Here is a 19936-nt window from a genome sequence, read left to right on the forward strand (position 1 = left end):
TATGAGTGGTAAATTATATATTTAAATGTCAATTTGTTGGGAGTATTATGTTGAATGATAGTAATTAACTTTGGGAATTGTCATGTCACTATATCCAGAAATAGAACCATATAATAAAGAGTTGTTAAAAGTGTCAGATCTTCACATAATATTTTTTGAAGAATGTGGTAACCCAAAAGGCAAGCCTGTTGTGTTTGTGCATGGAGGACCTGGCGGAGGTATTCAGCCAAGTTACAGGAGATATTTCAATCCAGATAAATATCGCATTGTTTTAGTTGATCAACGAGGTTGTGGACAAAGCACGCCTTTTGCAGAGATTGAAGAAAACACTACTCAACATCTGATAGAGGATTTTGAGAAGATTCGTAAAAAGCTTGGTATAGATAAATGGATGGTGTTTGGAGGGTCTTGGGGTAGTACTCTAGGGTTGGCTTATGCTCAAAAGTATCCTGAAGTTGTTACAGAACTTGTTCTTAGGGGAATCTTTTTTGGTAGAACTAAAGAAATCTCTTGGATGTATCAACATGGTGCAAGTGAAGTATTTCCTGATATGTGGGAAAAATATGTAGAACCAATCCCGGTGGAGCAAAGAAATGATTTCTTATCTGCTTACTATAATATACTCACGGGTGAGAATGAGGCTCTTAAACAAAAAGCCGCTATTGCTTGGAGTGTTTGGGAAGCATCAATAAGCAAGTTGTTTATGGATAAGGAAGCTATACTCAAATATGCGGGTGATAAGTTTAGTTTAGCTTTTGCACGAATTGAATGTCATTTCTTTAAAAATAAACTCTTCTTAGAAGAGGCTCAACTGCTTAAAAATGCTCATAAAATAGTAAACATACCTGGAGTTATTGTACAAGGTCGCTACGATATGGTTTGTCCAGCAGCTTCTGCTTGGGATCTACATAAAGCATGGCCAATAGCAAAACTAGAGATAATCTCAGATGCAGGTCACTCTATAAGCGAGCCAGGAATTGTAGAGGCTTTAGTTAAAGCAACAGATGGTTTTGTTGAATAAGAATTATTTCTTTTAAAAATATTTAATTTGAATATTTAATGGTTTTAGTAAGATCTAAGATTATTATAACTGTTATAAAGCGTGAACATATTTTCATTAATAATGGTGCATTAAAGTGGTTAAAATGATAATTTTTAAAAAACCTTGAAAAAGATGTAAAAAGTAGTTGCGTTTTGTAAATGTGATGTGTATTATATGTCTTCACCGGTTGGGAGTGATGCAACGGGAAGCGAGGCAGCGATTAGGTTTGCGGTCATCGAGATATTTAATAGATATATTATATACAAACACTTTGTTAATGAATTTGAGTGAACAGTAGTTGGAGTCAGAAATAGATTAAACTGAAGAGTTTGATCCTGGCTCAGATTGAACGCTGGTGGTATGCTTAACACATGCAAGTCGAACGGTAACAGAAGGAGCTTGCTCCTTGCTGACGAGTGGCGGACGGGTGAGTAACGCGTAGGAATCTACCTATCTGTGGGGGATACCGTTTGGAAACGAACGTTAATACCGCATAATATCTTCGGATTAAAAGTGGCACTTGTGCTGCTGCGGATAGATGAGCCTGCGTTAGATTAGCTTGTTGGTGGGGTAAAGGCCTACCAAGGCTGCGATCTATAGCTGATTTGAGAGGATGATCAGCCACATTGGAACTGAGACACGGTCCAAACTCCTACGGGAGGCAGCAGTGGGGAATATTGGACAATGGGCGGAAGCCTGATCCAGCAATACCATGTGTGTGAAGAAGGCTCTAGGGTTGTAAAGCACTTTAGTCAGGGAGGAAGTTTATTTGGTTAATAGCTGAATGAATTGACGTTACCTGAAGAATAAGCACCGGCTAACTCCGTGCCAGCAGCCGCGGTAATACGGGGGGTGCAAGCGTTAATCGGAATTACTGGGCGTAAAGGGTCTGTAGGTGGTATAGTAAGTCAGATGTGAAAGCCCAGGGCTCAACCTTGGAACTGCATTTGATACTGCTAAACTAGAGTATAGTAGAGGAATGGGGAATTTCTGGTGTAGCGGTGAAATGCGTAGAGATCAGAAGGAACACCAATGGCGAAGGCAACATTCTGGACTAATACTGACACTGAGGGACGAAAGCGTGGGGATCAAACAGGATTAGATACCCTGGTAGTCCACGCTGTAAACGATGAGTACTAGCTGTTGGGTTCGGTGTAAAGGATCTAGTGGCGCAGCTAACGCGTTAAGTACTCCGCCTGGGGACTACGGCCGCAAGGCTAAAACTCAAAGGAATTGACGGGGACCCGCACAAGCGGTGGAGCATGTGGTTTAATTCGATGCAACGCGAAGAACCTTACCTGGTCTTGACATCCTGAGAACTTTCTAGAGATAGATTGGTGCCTTCGGGAACTCAGTGACAGGTGCTGCACGGCTGTCGTCAGCTCGTGTTGTGAAATGTTGGGTTAAGTCCCGCAACGAGCGCAACCCCTATTGATAGTTACCATCATTAAGTTGGGTACTCTATTGAGACTGCCGCTGACAAGGCGGAGGAAGGTGGGGACGACGTCAAGTCATCATGGCCCTTACGACCAGGGCTACACACGTGCTACAATGGATATTACAGAGGGCTGCGATACCGCGAGGTGGAGCGAAACTCAGAAAGGTATTCTTAGTCCGGATTGCAGTCTGCAACTCGACTGCATGAAGCAGGAATCGCTAGTAATCGCAGGTCAGAATACTGCGGTGAATACGTTCCCGGGTCTTGTACACACCGCCCGTCACACCATGGGAGTGGGTTGCTCCAGAAGTAGATAGCTTAACGAATGGGCGTTTACCACGGAGTGATTCATGACTGGGGTGAAGTCGTAACAAGGTAGCCGTAGGGGAACCTGCGGCTGGATCACCTCCTTAAAGGAAATACGAAAAATAGAAATAAACTTTAACTGTTGTTTCTCAAGTGATTTAACTTAGTGTTTGTAGATAATATATTTTAGTGTAAATAAATACGGGTCTGTAGCTCAGCTGGTTAGAGCGCACCCCTGATAAGGGTGAGGTCGGTAGTTCAAGTCTACTCAGACCCACCATTTTCTAGACATCGTAAGATGCTGGGAGTATAAAACATATTGGGGCCTTAGCTCAGCTGGGAGAGCACCTGCTTTGCACGCAGGGGGTCAGCGGTTCGATCCCGCTAGGCTCCACCAATATTTATTTGCATGAAGATAGAGATATTTAACAATTTAGTATAGAGATAGACTTAAGAAAATAAGTGCAAGTGGCGGATGCCTTGGCATTCAGAGGCGATGAAGGACGTGTTAATCTGCGATAAGCTTCGGTTAGGTGGTAAATGACCTATGATCCGGAGATTTCCGAATGGGGGAACCCAACCAGAGCAGTCTGGTTACCTACTCGATATAGAGTTAGGAGCGAACGAGGGGAACTGAAACATCTAAGTACCCTTAGGAAGAGAAATCAATTGAGATTCCCGTAGTAGTGGCGAGCGAAGTGGGAAGAGCCTGGTATGATATAGCTAGAATTATAGTAGAACAAGTTGGGAAGCTTGACGATAGAGGGTGATAGTCCCGTATACGAAATAATCTTAGTGGAACTAGACATACGAGCAAGTAGGACGGGGCACGAGAAACCTTGTCTGAATATGGGGGGACCATCCTCCAAGGCTAAATACTACTGAATGACCGATAGTGAACTAGTACCGTGAGGGAAAGGTGAAAAGAACCCTTATAAAGGGAGTGAAATAGAATCTGAAACCACTTGCATACAAGCAGTAGGAGCATAATTTAGTTATGTGACTGCGTACCTTTTGTATAATGGGTCAGCGAGTTACTTTTAGTAGCAAGGATAACTGAATAAGGGATCCGTAGCGAAAGCGAGTCTTAATAGGGCGTATAGTTGCTAGGAGTAGACCCGAAACCGGCGCGATCTATCCATGACCAGGTTGAAGGTTGGGTAATACCAACTGGAGGACCGAACCCACTAATGTTGCAAAATTACGGGATGAGTTGTGGATCGGAGTGAAAGGCTAATCAAGCACGGAGATAGCTGGTTCTCCCCGAAAACTATTTAGGTAGTGCCTCGTGTATAACTGATTGGGGTAAAGCACTGTTTCGACTAGGGGGGTTTTACGACCTTACCGACTCGATGCAAACTCAGAATACGATCAAGTTCAATCACGGGAGACACACTGCGGGTGCTAAGGTCCGTAGTGGAGAGGGAAACAGCCCAGACCGCCAACTAAGGTCCCCAAGTCATAGCTAAGTGGGAAACGAAGTGGGAAGGCCCAGACAGCCAGGAGGTTGGCTTAGAAGCAGCCATCCTTTAAAGAAAGCGTAATAGCTCACTGGTCGAGTCGGCCCGCACGGAAGATTTAACGGGGCTAAGCTATGCACCGAAGTTGCGGATATAGATAATATATGGTAGGGGAGCGTTCTGTAAGCCGATGAAGGTGTGTTGAGAAGCATGCTGGAGGTATCAGAAGTGCGAATGCTGACATGAGTAACGTAAAATAAGTGAGATTCTTATTGGCCGAATACCCAAGGATTCCTACGCAATGTTAATCAACGTAGGGTAAGCCGGCACCTAAGGCGTAGCTGAAGAGTGAAGTCGATGGAAAACAGGTTAATATTCCTGTGCTGCTTATATGAATGATGGAGGGACGGAGAAGGCTAGGTAGGCCCGGCGAATGGTTGTCCGGGTGAAAGTAAGTAGGTAGATACGCTAGGTAAATCCGGTGTATTGTTGATCTGAGATACGAGACGAAGTCAAACTTGTTTGACGAAGCTATTGATGCCATGCTTCCAGGAAAATCTTCTAAGTATATTGTATAGGTAACCGTACTGTAAACCGACACTGGTGGGTAGGTAGAGAATACTAAGGCTATGAGACAACTCTGGTGAAGGAACTAGGCAAAATAACACCGTAACTTTGGAAGAAGGTGTGCCCATGTTATGTGAAGGGACTTGCTCCTGGAGCAGAGATGGGTTGCAATTATCAGGTGGCTGCGACTGTTTATCAAAAACACAGCACTCTGCGAAATCGTAAGATGAAGTATAGGGTGTGACGCCTGCCCGGTGCTGGAAGGTTAATTGAAGTGGTTAGCGCAAGCGAAGCTGTGGATCGAAGCCCCAGTAAACGGCGGCCGTAACTATAACGGTCCTAAGGTAGCGAAATTCCTTGTCGGGTAAGTTCCGACCTGCACGAATGGCGTAACGATGGCCACACTGTCTCCACCAGAGACTCAGTGAAATTGAAATCGCAGTGAAGATGCTGTGTACCCGCGGTTAGACGGAAAGACCCCGTGAACCTTTACTACAGCTTTGCACTGGACTTTGAATATTTATGTGTAGGATAGGTGGGAGACTATGAAGACAAGTCGCTAGATTTGTTGGAGTCGACCTTGAAATACCACCCTTGACTATTTGAAGTTCTAACTCAGGAGAAATTCGAGGACAGTGTATGGTGGGTAGTTTGACTGGGGCGGTCTCCTCCCAAAGAGTAACGGAGGAGTACGAAGGTGCACTCGGCATGGTCGGAAATCATGCCAAGAGTATAAAGGCAAAAGTGCGCTTGACTGCGAGAGTGACGGCTCGAGCAGGTACGAAAGTAGGTCTTAGTGATCCGGTGGTCCTGTATGGAAAGGCCATCGCTCAACGGATAAAAGGTACTCCGGGGATAACAGGCTGATTCCTCCCAAGAGTTCATATCGACGGAGGAGTTTGGCACCTCGATGTCGGCTCATCACATCCTGGGGCTGAAGCAGGTCCCAAGGGTATGGCTGTTCGCCATTTAAAGTGGTACGCGAGCTGGGTTCAGAACGTCGTGAGACAGTTCGGTCCCTATCTGCCGTGGGCGTTGGATATTTGAGAAGAGTTGCTCCTAGTACGAGAGGACCGGAGTGAACGAACCACTGGTGTTCCGGTTGTTTCGCCAGAAGCATTGCCGGGTAGCTACGTTCGGAAGGGATAACCGCTGAAAGCATCTAAGCGGGAAGCCTCCTTCAAGATTAGATATCCCAGGTCTTAGACCTGTAAGGAACGTTGGAGACTACGACGTTGATAGGCTGGGTGTGGAAGTACAGCAATGTATGAAGCTTACCAGTACTAATGATCCGAGAGACTTAAGTCTATTTCTATGCTGAATTGTTAAATATCTTTATTGATATGCAATTAAACAGTAAAATACAAAACCAAAACATTAGAGATTAAAGTTTTGGCGATGATAGCTTGTAGGTACCACCTGATCCCATTCCGAACTCAGAAGTGAAACTATAACACGCCGATGATAGTTTAGCATTCGCTAGGTGAAAGTAGGTAGTCGCCATTTTATTCTATAATAAAAGACTCAACAACAATGAGCACATATTAAAAGCCCCGGTAGTGATCCTATCGGGGCTTTTTTTTTGTCTTAAAATATACAAATTAAAATCGTTGCTTATATGATTGCTTTGTTTGTTTTCTAAACTATTAACTATAATTAACCTTAGTAAAGGTGGTTTTTTATATACTTTTTGCAATTCCCTGCTTATACTGAATATGTGTCTAATATATTTAAGGTAGATAATTATGAGTGATTATAAGAGCATGGACCAATCAACAGCTGATGATATTAAAAATGTTATTGATGGTTTGAATAAGTACTGTGATTCAGATTACTTAGTTGAGCTGTATTCAACGTTATTATTAAAATTGCAAGATTCTAAAGAAGGATTCCCTATTAATAGGTTTGAGCATTCTTTACAATCTGCTACGCTAGCACATAAAGATGGTAGGGAATTAGATTATGTTATTTCTGCTTTGTTACATGATGTGGGTGAAATATTTGACCCATTTAATCATGATCACATTATAGCAGAGCTTCTTAGAAATTATATCTCTGATAAATGTTACTTCATGCTAAAGTACCATTCTATTTTCCAAGGGTATAATTTTTGGGATAAAATTGGTTTAAATAAAAATCTTAGAGATGAGTTTAAAGATAATCCATATTATGATGATGCTGTAGAGTTTATAGCTAAATATGATGATAAAGCATTTAGTAAGTCATATGAAAATATGACTCTTGAAGAATTCAAGCCAATGATGAAAGAGTTTTTTATGTTAAAGCATAAAAATAAAGACGTCTTCAATGTTAACAAATAATTCTAAACAAATATTTTTTCTGTAATCCACCTTTTCACCTAAACCATTTAGTAGGATGAGTTTTATACAGATTTCTTATACCTCTTATGGTAGGATTTAATTAGTGCTTAAATAATTAATGAGGGTTTTTTCTGATGCAAACAGCAGCACAATTAGTAGTAAAATGTTTAGAAGAGAATGATGTCGAATATGTCTTTGGGATTCCTGGGGCAAAGATAGATACAGTTTTTGATGCTTTGCATGATTCAAAAATTAAGTTGATACTTTGTAGACATGAGCAAAATGCAACATTTATGGCAGCAGCTTATGGTCGAACTACGGGTAAGCCAGGAGTAGTACTTGTGACATCAGGTCCAGGTGTTGGTAATCTAGTAACAGGACTTTTAACAGCAACGACAGAGGGTGATCCAGTTGTAGCTTTAGGAGGTAATGTAGCTTTATCTATGAAATTTAGAGAGACACATCAAAATGCAGATAATTCAAAATTACTTGAATCTGTAACTAAATCAAGTATAGAGGTTACAAATGCTGAAATTATTCCAGAAGCTATAGCGAATGCTTTTCGTATTTCTACAGAGCCTAAATCAGGAGGTTGCTTTATTAGCCTACCTCAAGATATTCTACAGCAATTAACAGCTATAAGTCCGTGTAAAAAATCTGAAGCAATCAATTTTGGTAGAGCAAGTGAACAAAATATTTCAAATGCAATTAAGGTGATAGAGTCTGCTCAATCACCGGTTTTATTTCTAGGTCAAGAAGCATCTAGATCTGAAAATGCTAATGAGATAGCAAAATTAGTAAATAAACTTAAGATACCTGTGATATCTACGTATCAAGGTGCAGGAGTTATTCCTAGGAATTTAATTGAGTATTTTTATGGTAGAGTAGGGTTGTTTAAGAATCAGCCTGGAGATAAGGTTCTTGCTCAAGCAGACTTAGTTATCACAGTCGGTTTAAACCTGTTTGAATATGATGCAGAGGTTTGGAATTCAGATGCTAATAAACAAATTATTCATGTAGACTATAAACCTGCAAATATTCATTATCATTATCAGCCAGAATGTGAAATTCTTGGAAATATTTATGAAAACATTAAACTATTAACAGAGAGACTTTCTAAAGTTAAATCAATCGCTTACCCTGATTTACAGAATCAATTATTTGATATGATAAAAGCAGGTGTAAATAAGCAAGGTAAAAACAATAGAATTCATCCACTTAGATTTGTAAATGAACTTAATAAAGTTATTGATGATGATACAATTATTTGTTGTGATATTGGTTCTGTTTATATGTGGTTAGCCCGCTACTTAATATCTCATAAGCCTCATCAATTATTGTTCAGTAATGGACAGCAGACCCTTGGAGTTGCACTACCGTGGGCAATGGCTGTAAAGCTAGCTAATCCAAATAAAAAAGTCATAAGTATATCTGGAGATGGAGGATTTCTATTTTCAGCAATGGAGCTAGAAACAGCTATTCGTGAAAATATAAAAATAACTCATTTTGTATGGCAAGATGGTAGTTATGATATGGTGAAAGAACAAGAGTTAATGAAGTATAAGCGCGGGTCCGGAGTTGACTTAGGTCAAATAGATATACCTAAATTTGCTTCAGCCTTTGGTGCTGATGGTTATCAGACAAATAATCCTGAAGATATTGTGAAACTATATAATAAATCATTAAGTAGTGACAAGCCAACATTGATAAATGTTAGTATGGATTATTCTGATAATATGGAGCTTTTCTTACAAGTGCAAGATACAGGAGTAGGTCATTAAACTATGATAAATATAAAAAAGATTAATGATGAATCACAAACTTTAGCTTATATTGGACATGTTAATAATGTGATCAATGGAATTGTTCCAGAAGAGCTTAAGAATGTAAGGTTTCAAGCTAAAGATTTTGAGTGCGGTTTTGAGCTTGCTTCCCCAGAAGGTATAGCAAGTTTAGGAGAAAGTATTCTTTTTAATAGTTTTATTTATACCTCAAGAACAGATTATAAGGCTAAAGGAAAAAGTTCTTTAATTTACGGTACTGATTTCGTTACTACAGGTATATTTATTGTACCTAAAGGCGCATCTATAAATTATGAAGTTCAGTATACATCTCTTGATAAGAGTCTATCATTGGCAGATATTTATGCCGAGATCTATAAAGAGCTAGATGCTCCATTTGCTCTAATTGGTTGTTGTGAACTTGATTTGGTTAATTATGAGTCTATCTCTAAGGCACCAATAAATAATGAGAATATCTTTAATAATCAGGATAAATATTATGATGGGCAGGTGAGTAGCGATGAGGATATAAGCCTTACTATAATGGCTGTTGTTAGCGATCCAAACTCAGATGACTTAAAAACTATAAATAGTAAGCTTTCATCAGTTTTGTATTATAATCCATTTGCTAATAAACATAAGTTACTAAGTCATACTCATGGTGTAAGGTTGAACAAACCGATAATAGATATGGATAAGGTTACACCTGAGCATGTTGAAGATGCTTTTCATATTAACGATACTTCTATGGTTAGAAGCTTTAAGTTTAAAGTTTATAAGATAGGCGATTTATCAGAAATAAAACCGTAAGCAATATTGTTTAAAGGTTTACGCCAGTAAATACTTTACTGGGTTGTCTGGGCACTCGTGTAGACCGCATTCAAAGAAAGTTGATACTACATTAGCAAATATCACAAGTACATAAATTAAAAATATTACATGAGTTAGAAGGCGTATTTTACTATTCTTAGCTTCAGAAATTTCTTGAGGTGATTTACGGATTTCATATTGTTGAGGGTATGACATAACTACCGCTATATAAATAATAGCGATCATAGATATAACAAATACCCAGCTATACATATGCATTCCTAATATTGTAGACCCAAATCCAACAGGGTCAGAAACATGCAAAGCTACTTGTCGTAGCGAAACGAAAGCTGTAAAAACAGCAGCTAAAAGTGAAAGAGCATAGTGACTTGGTCTAACATGAAATCTCATGTTTAGTAAAAAACCAAAACCTATAGCTAGTAGCCCCAGTCTTTGTAAAAGACAAAGAGGACATGGTAATTCACCCATAAAAATTTGAAAGAAAAAAGCCATTAAAATAATAATAGCGATACCAGTTGATTCAATGGCGCTTAAAAATTTTATAGAATCATTTATTACACTTTTTTTCATAAATATCTCCTATAAGTAAATTGCTAGTTGATCTGTTGCATGATGAAGTAGTACTAAGCTTGCTACTATAAGAAAAATGCTGAATGTGATGACACCCCAGCGTCGATTGAACCAAGCTGTTGACACAGAGATCATAAGTAGTACAAAACTAATTAATATTCCAGGCATTTGATTAACCCTATTTTCATGTTTTATACTTAAATGATAACAGTAAAATATTTTTGTACCAATTAATTTACTAACTTCAGCTACTAATTAAACTAGTTGAAATTATATTTTAAACCACTATCCAATATCATGATCAGGACATTATAGTTTTTACCTTTAGGTAGTGAATTTAAAAGCTGCTTAGCGATATAGTAGTTCGCACCACTACTATGCCCAGCATAAATACCTTGTTCATTTGCTAAATCATGGCAACCTTGCAAAGCATCTTCATCTGTAAATTGGATTATCTCATCAATATAGTTTAGATCCATTGATTTACAGAAAACGGGGTTTCCCGGCCCTTCGACTTTATAGCTATGGATATTATCTTCGATAACTTTTCCATAATTGAAAATATCATAATATACAGAACCTTCCGGATCAGGCATGATAACTTTAGTTGTGGATGAAAGCTCTTTAATTTTTTTTGAGCAACCTGTAATTGTTCCTCCAGAGCCCCCCACGGTTATAAAGTAGTCTAGATCAATTTGGTTAGTTACAAAAAAATCAGATATTTCTTTGCCTGTTGTTTGATAGTGACACTCGGTATTTAGAGGATTATCGTATTGATTAATGAATACTGTGTTTGGAGCATTTGCGATTTCTCTAGCTTTGTTGACATAAAAGTCTTTATCTTTATGATCTGCAGTATTTTTGCAGATTGTTAGTTTTGCACCAAAAGTTTCTATCATTTTTCTTTTAGCTAAACCAGTTTTAGCTGGGCAAGTTATATGTACAGATATATCTAGAGTTTTAGCTATTGCAGCTAAAGAAGTCCCCATATTTCCAGAGCTTGCTTCAACCAGAGTCGTGTTGCTATTTATTTCACCTGATTCTAGTAACTTATTTATAATATATTTTGCGACTCTATCTTTTACACTCCCAGTAGGATTTAACCATTCACATTTAGCGAATAAGTTGTGTTGAGATTTGGTCTTTAATTTTATGATAGGGGTATTTCCTATAATGTCTATCATAGTCAACTTCTAGTTCATCTAGTAAGGTACCTATTCTAACAAATGTTTCAGTATAGTCTTGCTAGTTATACAGCTAAAACCTCTATTTATACCTATTTTTTTATGAAAATTTTATACATAAGTTTTATACCCTAATAGAATCTTTATATTTAAGAGCTTTATAATACCCCACCTAAATAAATAATAAAAAACAGGAATGATAATATGTTTGTTTTATCAGCATTGGTTATGTCAGCTTTGACTGTCTATATATCTTTAACTTTAGTTTTCCCTGAGAAATTTTAGAGGTACGAAATGGTCATGATTATCAACTTTTCATTATTTATAGTTTTTATCGTTACTTTGGTAGTTGTTACTAAAGTACTAGGTGGCTATATTTTTAAGGTTTTCAATGATAAAAAAACAATCATTGATTGGTATGCTCTTCCACTTGAGAATATATATGCAAAATCAATAGGGGTTAGTTTAAGAAGAGAGCAGTCAGCAAAAGCATATTTTATGAGTATTGTGATGTTTTCTGTAATATCATTTATTTTTGTGATGTTTATTTTGATGTTACAAAAATATTTACCATTTAACCCTCAGCATCTTGAGGGTATGGGTTTTTATCAGGCATTTAATACCGCAGTCAGTTTTGTGGCTAATACAAACTGGCAGAGCTATGCTGGTGAAACAACTGTAAGCTACTTCTCTCAGATGACAGCATTATGTGTGCAAAACTTTGTATCTGCAGCAGTTGGGCTATCTGTTGCGATAGCATTAATAAGGTCTATAGCTAGGCATGAAAGTACTACTGTAGGTAACTTTTGGTCTGATTTGAGTAAATCTATATTTTGGATACTATTGCCAATAGCCTTTATATTAGCTGTAATTTATGTGTTTCAAGGGGTTCCTCAGAATATCCTTGAGTATGTAAATGCTCATACTCTAAATGGAGCTACGCAGATAATCCCACAAGGGCCTATAGCATCACAAGAAGCGATAAAATCTTTGGGTACGAATGGTGGAGGATTTTTTAATGCTAACTCTGCTCATCCTTATGAAAATCCAACAGTGATTGTGAACTATCTTCAAGTATTGTCGATATTTGCTATAGCTTCTGCATTAACACATACATTTGGTAAATGGGTAGGTAATACTAAGCAGGGTTGGTCAATATTTATGATAATGCTAGTGTTATTTGTATCATCACTTTTAATTATGACAGTATCTGAGCTACATGGTTGGGGATTATCACATAACTCAAACCTACAGGATACATATGGTCAGGTAGGCCACCTTTCAAATATGGAAGGCAAAGAGGCTAGGTTTGGTATATTTAACTCTACGCTATATAACACAATTTCTACTTCTGCATCTGATGGTGGGGTTAATAGTGTGGTAGATAGTTATACTCCTATTGGTGGTATGATGGCTATGATAAATATGGCTCTTGGTGAAATTATATTTGGCGGTATTGGTGCTGGATTTTATGGCTTCTTTATGTTTTTAATGTTAGCTGTTTTTGTTGGTTCATTAATGATTGGTCGTGCTCCTAGCTTTCTAGGTAAACGTATAGACACAGTAGATATGAAGTGGGTTATGATAGGTTTACTGGTATCTCCATGTTGTGTGCTTGTATTTACTGGTTTAGCATGTGTTGTACCTGGGGTTAAAGAGTCAGTGTTTAACTCAGGAGCACATGGTTTTTCTGAGATTTTATATGCTTATATTTCAGGTGCGAATAATAACGGCAGTGCATTTGCGGGATTATCTGCAAATACTCCATACCTAAATACTACGATTGGATTAAGTATGCTTATCGGTAGATTTGGTGTTATTTATGCAATTCTTAAAGTGTGTGGGTCTTTAGTTGTCAAAAAAAGAAGCTCAAGCTATTCAGAGGTGAGCTCTTTAGATACTACAAGTGTTGTTTTCTGCATATTGGTACTATTTACAATACTAATAGTCGGTGGTTTGACGATATTTCCAGCTTTAAGTTTAGGTCCAGTTTTAGATCAGTTACATATAGGTTTATAGGTGAATAATATGAGTGAAAAATCTAAAATGCTGTCTAAAGAATTAGTTATTCCAGCAATACTTAAGTCATTTACAAAGTGTAATCCAAAACAGATGGTCGCAAACTCTGTGATGTTTTGTGTTGAGGTGGTTACATTACTATGTTCAGTTTATCTGATAGATGAGATAGTTACAGGTCAAGACTTTGGTTTTACGCTACAAGTAGTACTATGGTTATGGTTTACAATCTTATTTGCAAACTTTGCTGAAGCTATAGCTGAAGGTAGGGGTAAAGCTCAAGCTGATACTTTAAAAGCAGCTAAATCAAAGCTAATCGCTATCAAAGTAGACTCTGATGACAGCACTACAAAAATAGATGCTGAAAGTCTAAGAATAGGTGATGTGGTTCTAGTAGAAACTAACTGCTTTGTGCCTTGTGATGGTGATGTCGTGGAGGGTATGGCAACTATAGATGAGTCTGCTATTACAGGTGAATCTGAACCAGTAGTTAAAGAGTCAGGCTCTGATAACTCTGCTGTGACAGCTGGTACAAAAGTAGTGTCTGATAGTATAAAAGTAAAAGTTACATCAAATCCTGGTGAAAGCTTTTTAGATAAGATGATTGATTTAGTCGAAAATGCTAAGCGTATGAAGTCACCAAATGAGATAGCATTGACTATATTATTATCTGGCTTAACTTTGATATTTATATTTGCAGTATGCTCATTATACGGAATGGCAATGTATAGTAGTACAGTACTATCTGTAGTTATGTTAATTGCACTATTTGTAACGCTAATACCTACAACTATCGCAGGATTACTATCAGCGGTAGGTATCTCTGGAATGGATAGATTATTAAAATTCAATATCGTTGCATTATCAGGTAGAGCGGTTGAATCATCAGGAAGTATAGATTTGCTACTGTTAGATAAAACAGGGACTATAACGCTTGGTAATAGGTTTGCAACGGAGTTTATACCTGTTGGAAATGTAGATGAACAAGAGCTTGCCTATGCTGCGTGGATTAGTTCATTATCTGATGAGACTCCAGAAGGTAAATCAATAGTAAAGCTTGCAGAACAAAGATTTGAGTTTTCTCAAGAAGATGTTGATTTGGATAGTGTAGAGATAATACCTTTCTCTGCTTACACACGCATGAGCGGCATTGACTATGATGATGTTTCAATAAGAAAAGGTGCTATCTCAGCTATAGAGGGACATTTAGGAGATGCATTAAGTGCTAATATCAAAATGACTTTCCAAAAGATAGTTGAGACAATCTCAGAGCAAGGCGGTACACCGCTAGCAGTAGCTAAGGGCAATAAACTTTTAGGTGTTATATATTTGAAAGATATTATAAAGCCTAATATTAATGAGCGTTTTGCTGAGTTGCGAAAAATGGGTGTGCAAACCGTGATGATAACAGGCGATAATCCACTAACAGCGGCATCAATAGCAGCAGAAGCCGGCGTTGATGACTATATCGCTCAAGCATCACCTAAAGATAAGCTTGATTTTATCATCAAGGCTCAAAAAGAAGGTAAAACTGTAGCAATGTGTGGTGATGGTACAAATGATGCACCAGCTTTAGCCCAAGCAGATGTGGGTATCGCAATGGCATCTGGTACTTCAGCGGCTAGAGAAGCAGGCAATATGGTTGACCTTGACTCAGATCCTAAAAAGATTATCGAGATTGTCAAAATCGGTAAACAAATATTGGTTACAAGAGGTGCTTTGACAACCTTTAGTATCACAAATGATATTGCAAAATACTTTGTGGTTATACCAGCATTATTTGTAACGGCATTTCCTAGTCTTGATGCTTTAAATGTTATGCATCTACATTCGTCAGAGAGTGCAATACTTTCAGCGGTGATATTTAATGCTTTGATAATTATATTTTTGATACCTATGGCATTGATAGGTGTAAAAAGTGTAGTGTCATCAGCACAAGCCTTACTAAGAAAGAATATGCTAGTTTATGGGCTAGGTGGGGTTATAGTTCCGTTTATAGGTATAAAGCTTATAGATATGTGTATTACGATGCTACATTTAGTCTAGTTGGAGAAAGAAAATGAGAAATTTATTTGTATCATTAAGAGCGATGTTATTTTTTACAGTAGCTTTAGGCTTAGTGTATCCGTTTGTAACAATGGCTGTTGGATATACTTTTTTTTATCATCAAGCTACAGGATCCATGTATAATGAAAATGGTAAAATTATCGGTTCAGAGCTGATTGGTCAGCATATGCCGAGTAACCTTTTTCAGTCAAGACCATCGGCTAGTGACTATGATGCTCAAGCTAGTGGAGGCTCTAATTATGCTGTTAATAATCCTAATCAAGAGAAATTAGTAAAAGATAGAATTACGCAGTTACAGCAAAAATATGGTAAAGGTAATCAAATACCAGAAGATTTGGTGTTTGCATCAGGTAGCGGACTTGACCCTGACATAACGACTGATGCGGCATACTATCAAGCTGACTATATTGCTAGAGTAAATAATATCGCATCGAATAAAATATACGGTTTGATAAAAAGCAATACTAGGTATAGACTCTTCAACACAAATACTGTTAATGTTCTTGAGCTTAACATGGTCTTAATAAAAATGATTCGTCAGAATTAAAAAAAATATGGAAAATAAGCAAAAAGTAGATGCTTTATTAAATTTAGCAAACAAAAGTGGTGAAGCAAGTAAGGGTAAGCTGAAGATATTTCTAGGATATGCTCCTGGAGTAGGTAAAAGCTATGCCATGCTTAATAATGCTAGAACTGTCCAAAAAGATGGTAAAGATATAGTTATAGGGCTTATAGCTAGTCATGGTAGGGTAGAGACAGAATCTCTTGTAGATGGTTTAGATGTTATTAATACTAAGTCTGTTGACTATCGTGGTAGCACTTTTCAAGAGCTAGATGTCGATCTTATAAAACAGCGTAAACCAGATATTGTAATTATTGATGAGCTTGCTCATACAAATATCTCAGGTACAAGAAATAAAAAACGCTATCAAGATATTGAAGAGTTATTAGGTGAGGGAATATCTGTATATACGGCTATAAATATCCAACATATAGCTAGTATCTCTTATGAAGTTACACAAATTACCCAAACTGAAGTTAATGAGATTGTTCCTAATGAATTTATTCAATCAGCTGATGAACTAGTTGTAGTTGATGTATCACCAGAAGAATTAATTAAGCGGTTGAGACAAGGTAAAGTTTATAAAAGTGATGCTATTGATAGAGCTTTAGAAAAATACTTTCAATACACGAATCTCACAATTTTAAGAGACTATACATTTAGAATGGCTGCAAACCATGTTGGTCAAGATATACAGCAATATAAAAAGCTATATAAAAATGGTAATTTAATACCTAGCTCGCCGTATGTGCTTGTATGTTGTGGTTATGATGATTCTACACCTACATTATTACGTAAAGGTAAGCAGTTAGCAGCAACCTTAAATGCTCGTTTGATAGCTGTTTTTGTACAGCGACCAGATTCGCTTAGTAAAGTTAGTTTTGGTTTGATCAGGCGTTATAAGTTATTAGCAAACAGTCTTGGTTATAATATTGATCATATTTTAGGTGATAAGGTATCCGAAGCCATAACTGAATATGCAATTTCGATAGGCGCAACTGATATTGTTATGGGCAAGTCAACAAGACCTAAATGGAAAGATGTGATTCTAGGTTCAGTTGTTTATGATCTAATTCGTAAAAATAACGGTATGCAAGTGCATGTTATATCTGTAAATAAAAAATCTATTGAAGATAAGTCGAAGCTTAAAACTAATAGAGATAAAACACACAAAAAAGATTTTGTAGATGCTATCAAGTCTATGGGTATAGTTTTAATTTCAAGTTTAGTGATATTTATTGGTTTAGGTGATACAGGCTTACTGGCAAAAACACTCTGTTTCCTGATGGTGTTAGCATTCTGCTCATATAGGTTTGGGCTCATTGCATCTATTGCATCATCGCTTGTAGCAACTCTTTTGTATATGTATATATATTTAATGCCAAATTTTGAGTTTCATATATCAAGTTTAGCGGGCTTAACATCATTTGTTTTTTTTGTATTCATGGAAGTATTTTTAAGCCATGCTATATTAAAAACCAAAAAAGCATTTATATTACTGCAGGAACGGGAAAATAGAATATCTGTACTTTATAGATTTACCAAGCTCTTTAATGAAAAAAATGTGGATAAAGATTTTAGAGTGATATTTTTACAAGCTTTAGAAGAGTACTTTAAATGTAGCTTTGTTTTTTTAAGTGTGAAAAATGGCGAGCTAGATTTAGCAGCCTTTCCACAACATCCAAATTTTAATCAAAAAGAGTTGGTTGCTGCAAAGTGGAGTTTTTCATATAAGTTAAGTTGTGGCAAGGGAACGAATACTTTCTCTGGTCTAAATTGGGCGATAGAACCATTAGTTATAGAAAATAGAGTTTTAGGGGTATTAGGTATATATTTACGCTCGCAAGAGGCAACAGAAAGAGTTATTTCTGATAGTGTTATACTAAGTAATTTGCTGTCACATATTTCTCATTTACTACTTAAACGAAGCCTTGAAAAAGAAGAGAAGAAATTTATGCTGTTACAGGAGCAAGAGAAGCTACAGCAATCTATGCTTTCATCCGTATCTCATGATTTAAAGACACCTTTATCATCTATTATGGGCTCTATAAGTAGTTTGAAATCATTCAAGGAATCATTTAACGAAACTCAAAAAGATGAAATGCTAGATATTGCGTTATCTGAGTCTAAAAGGCTAAATAATTATATTGATAACATTATGCAGATGCTTAAGGTTGAATCAGGAAGTTTGGCTTTAGTGATAAGTAAGCAGAATAATAAAGCATTTATAAATGATATAGGGCAAATATGCTCTAGGCTCTATACTAAGGCTGATATTGAATTTATTAATTCAAAAGATGAGTTTGAATTTGAATGTGATGAAATGCTATTTAAACAAGTTATGCTAAATTTGGTTGATAATGCCGTAAAATTTTCAAATGGTCACAGCAGTAAAATTTATGTCAGCTTGAGTCGGAAAAATAATAGTGAATGTATTTTTGAGGTAATTGATAATGGTGTTGGTCTAATTAAGACTGATTTAGATAGCATATTTACAGTATTTCACCGACTTGATAAAAAAGATAGCTACACCCAAGGAAATGGTTTAGGTTTATCAATATGTAAAGGTATTGTTGAGGCACATAGCGGCGTTATAACAGCATATAGTGACGGTGAGAATTGTGGAAGTAGATTTAAAATAGTTTTGCCACAAAAACATACTGATAAAAAACAGTGGGACAGTTCAATATGAAAAAAATTCTAATGGTAGAAGATGATCTGCAAATTAGGCGTTTTTTAGAGAAGACATTTCTTGTACTAGGCTATGATGTTGACTGTGTCGATAGCACTATAACAGCTAAACAATACTTAGCTCAAAACACAGTAGATGTAGTTATTCTTGATTTAGGTTTACCCGACGATGATGGTCAAAATCTAATCCCAATTATTCGTCAAAACTATAAAATACCGATAATCGTACTGTCAGCAAGAAGTGATACTACAGAGGTCGTAAGAGCATTAGACGCTGGTGCTAACGACTATGTCAAGAAGCCTTTTGATATGCCAGAATTAGTCGCTAGAGTTAAGAGTGTTATAGCTAATAGTGCTTTACAAAATGATAGTCAAAATTCACATGGCCAATATAGCTTTGATAATTTGCTAGTTGATATCAGTGATAGAAAAGTACTGATTGATGGTGAGCAAATTCACTTATCAAAAAAAGAGTTTTTAATATTACAAAAGTTAGTAATTAACTCAGGCAAATTAGTATTGCAAGATGACATTTTAAGAGATGTTTGGGGTGAGTATTATGGTGATGGAGCTCAGTATTTGAGAGTGTATATTGGTCAGTTAAGAAAAAAGCTATCTAGCTGTAGTAAACAACCTCTTATAACTACAGAAAACGCTATTGGTTATCGTTTTACTAATGCTGATTAGAGATTAGCGTTAGCTTTATAATCTCAAGCATATTCTTAAGAAAACCTTATGAAGATAGTGATCATGTGTTAAAATTGTTATAATTTACAATTGTGATTTTAACGATGTTTTTTATTAAAAATATAGCGATATACTTAGCTATATATGCTGTTATATGCATACTTTCCATAATTTTATTTAAGCCTTTTTGTAAAGGAAAATCTTTAATAGATGATAAGAATGCAATTTTTATTGTATTTAGCTTTAGTGCTTATATCTTAGTATTCTTGACATTGATATTAAGCTATCAATATTTTATTAGTTTGATGATTTGCTTTGGTAATTTACCGATTACTAGTTATCCGATTTGCTTTTTTGTGGTCTTGTGTTCGGTTCTTTTATATCTTTTTATTACCTTACCAATCTATTTTCAA

General features: G+C 36.8%; 12 protein-coding genes, 2 tRNA genes and 3 rRNA genes. 14 read left to right on the top strand and 3 right to left on the bottom strand.

Translation table 11 applies throughout. The annotated features are described in order from the left end of the window. Window positions 1-82 precede the first annotated feature (82 nt). The 9 genes from pip to FLM55_RS07535 all read left to right on the top strand — a co-directional run bounded on the left by pip (window position 83) and on the right by FLM55_RS07535 (window position 9725). The gene (gene pip, locus FLM55_RS07495) at window positions 83-1021 is read left to right on the top strand and encodes a prolyl aminopeptidase (protein ID WP_178948708.1); all 939 of its coding nucleotides are present in this window, start codon (window positions 83-85) and stop codon (window positions 1019-1021) included. A gap of 338 nt (window positions 1022-1359) precedes the next feature. Next, window positions 1360-2893 (top strand): 16S ribosomal RNA (locus FLM55_RS07500). 96 nt (window positions 2894-2989) lie between these two features. Beyond that, window positions 2990-3066: transfer RNA gene (locus tag FLM55_RS07505), tRNA-Ile, on the top strand. Between the two features lie 41 nt (window positions 3067-3107). Beyond that, window positions 3108-3183: transfer RNA gene (locus tag FLM55_RS07510), tRNA-Ala, on the top strand. Window positions 3184-3234: 51 nt separating this feature from the next. Beyond that, window positions 3235-6121: ribosomal RNA gene (locus FLM55_RS07515) — 23S ribosomal RNA — on the top strand. Between the two features lie 83 nt (window positions 6122-6204). Continuing rightward, window positions 6205-6319, top strand: a 5S ribosomal RNA gene (rrf, locus tag FLM55_RS07520). Together the 16S, 23S and 5S rRNA genes with 2 tRNA genes alongside form the textbook arrangement of a ribosomal RNA operon. A 239-nt stretch (window positions 6320-6558) precedes the next feature. Beyond that, window positions 6559-7134 carry an HD domain-containing protein gene (locus FLM55_RS07525; protein ID WP_112870530.1) on the top strand — a complete coding sequence of 192 codons (576 nt, stop codon included), beginning with the start codon at window positions 6559-6561 and terminating at the stop codon, window positions 7132-7134. Between the two features lie 134 nt (window positions 7135-7268). Continuing rightward, window positions 7269-8915, top strand: coding sequence for an acetolactate synthase AlsS (gene alsS, locus FLM55_RS07530; RefSeq protein WP_178948709.1), 1647 nt, complete (start codon window positions 7269-7271; stop codon window positions 8913-8915). Window positions 8916-8918: 3 nt separating this feature from the next. After that, complete coding sequence (locus FLM55_RS07535) at window positions 8919-9725, top strand: hypothetical protein (RefSeq protein WP_178948710.1); 807 nt, start codon at window positions 8919-8921, stop codon at window positions 9723-9725. An 18-nt stretch (window positions 9726-9743) separates the two neighbouring features. On the opposite strand, the gene FLM55_RS07540 is transcribed toward FLM55_RS07535, so the two are convergent. From FLM55_RS07540 to FLM55_RS07550, 3 genes are all read right to left on the bottom strand, one after another. After that, window positions 9744-10316 carry a disulfide bond formation protein B gene (locus FLM55_RS07540; protein ID WP_112870527.1) on the bottom strand — a complete coding sequence of 191 codons (573 nt, stop codon included), beginning with the start codon at window positions 10314-10316 and terminating at the stop codon, window positions 9744-9746. A gap of 9 nt (window positions 10317-10325) precedes the next feature. Further along, the gene (locus FLM55_RS07545) at window positions 10326-10484 is read right to left on the bottom strand and encodes a DUF5993 family protein (protein ID WP_178948711.1); all 159 of its coding nucleotides are present in this window, start codon (window positions 10482-10484) and stop codon (window positions 10326-10328) included. A gap of 92 nt (window positions 10485-10576) precedes the next feature. Beyond that, entirely contained in the window at window positions 10577-11500 is a 924-nt protein-coding gene (locus tag FLM55_RS07550; RefSeq protein WP_178948712.1) for a PLP-dependent cysteine synthase family protein, read from the bottom strand. Window positions 11501-11800: 300 nt separating this feature from the next. Between FLM55_RS07550 and kdpA the strand changes: the two genes are divergently transcribed. The 5 genes from kdpA to FLM55_RS07575 are packed head-to-tail and all read left to right on the top strand — an operon-like array spanning window position 11801 to window position 19523. After that, window positions 11801-13519 carry a potassium-transporting ATPase subunit KdpA gene (gene kdpA, locus FLM55_RS07555; protein WP_178948713.1) on the top strand — a complete coding sequence of 573 codons (1719 nt, stop codon included), beginning with the start codon at window positions 11801-11803 and terminating at the stop codon, window positions 13517-13519. A 9-nt stretch (window positions 13520-13528) separates the two neighbouring features. Then, on the top strand, window positions 13529-15562 hold the full coding sequence (gene kdpB, locus FLM55_RS07560; RefSeq protein WP_178948714.1) for a potassium-transporting ATPase subunit KdpB: 2034 nt from the start codon (window positions 13529-13531) through the stop codon (window positions 15560-15562). Window positions 15563-15575: 13 nt separating this feature from the next. After that, a complete protein-coding gene (locus tag FLM55_RS07565; protein ID WP_178948715.1) occupies window positions 15576-16130 on the top strand; it encodes a potassium-transporting ATPase subunit C in 555 nt (184 codons plus the stop codon). A gap of 7 nt (window positions 16131-16137) precedes the next feature. Beyond that, entirely contained in the window at window positions 16138-18837 is a 2700-nt protein-coding gene (locus FLM55_RS07570; RefSeq protein ID WP_178948716.1) for an ATP-binding protein, read from the top strand. Continuing rightward, on the top strand, window positions 18834-19523 hold the full coding sequence (locus FLM55_RS07575) for a response regulator transcription factor (RefSeq protein WP_178948717.1): 690 nt from the start codon (window positions 18834-18836) through the stop codon (window positions 19521-19523). Before FLM55_RS07570 ends, FLM55_RS07575 begins: the two co-directional genes overlap by 4 nt. The last annotated feature ends 413 nt before the right edge of the window (window positions 19524-19936 follow it).

Source organism: Francisella sp. Scap27 (genome assembly GCF_013394105.1).
GTDB classification, from domain to species: Bacteria; Pseudomonadota; Gammaproteobacteria; order Francisellales; family Francisellaceae; genus Francisella; species Francisella adeliensis.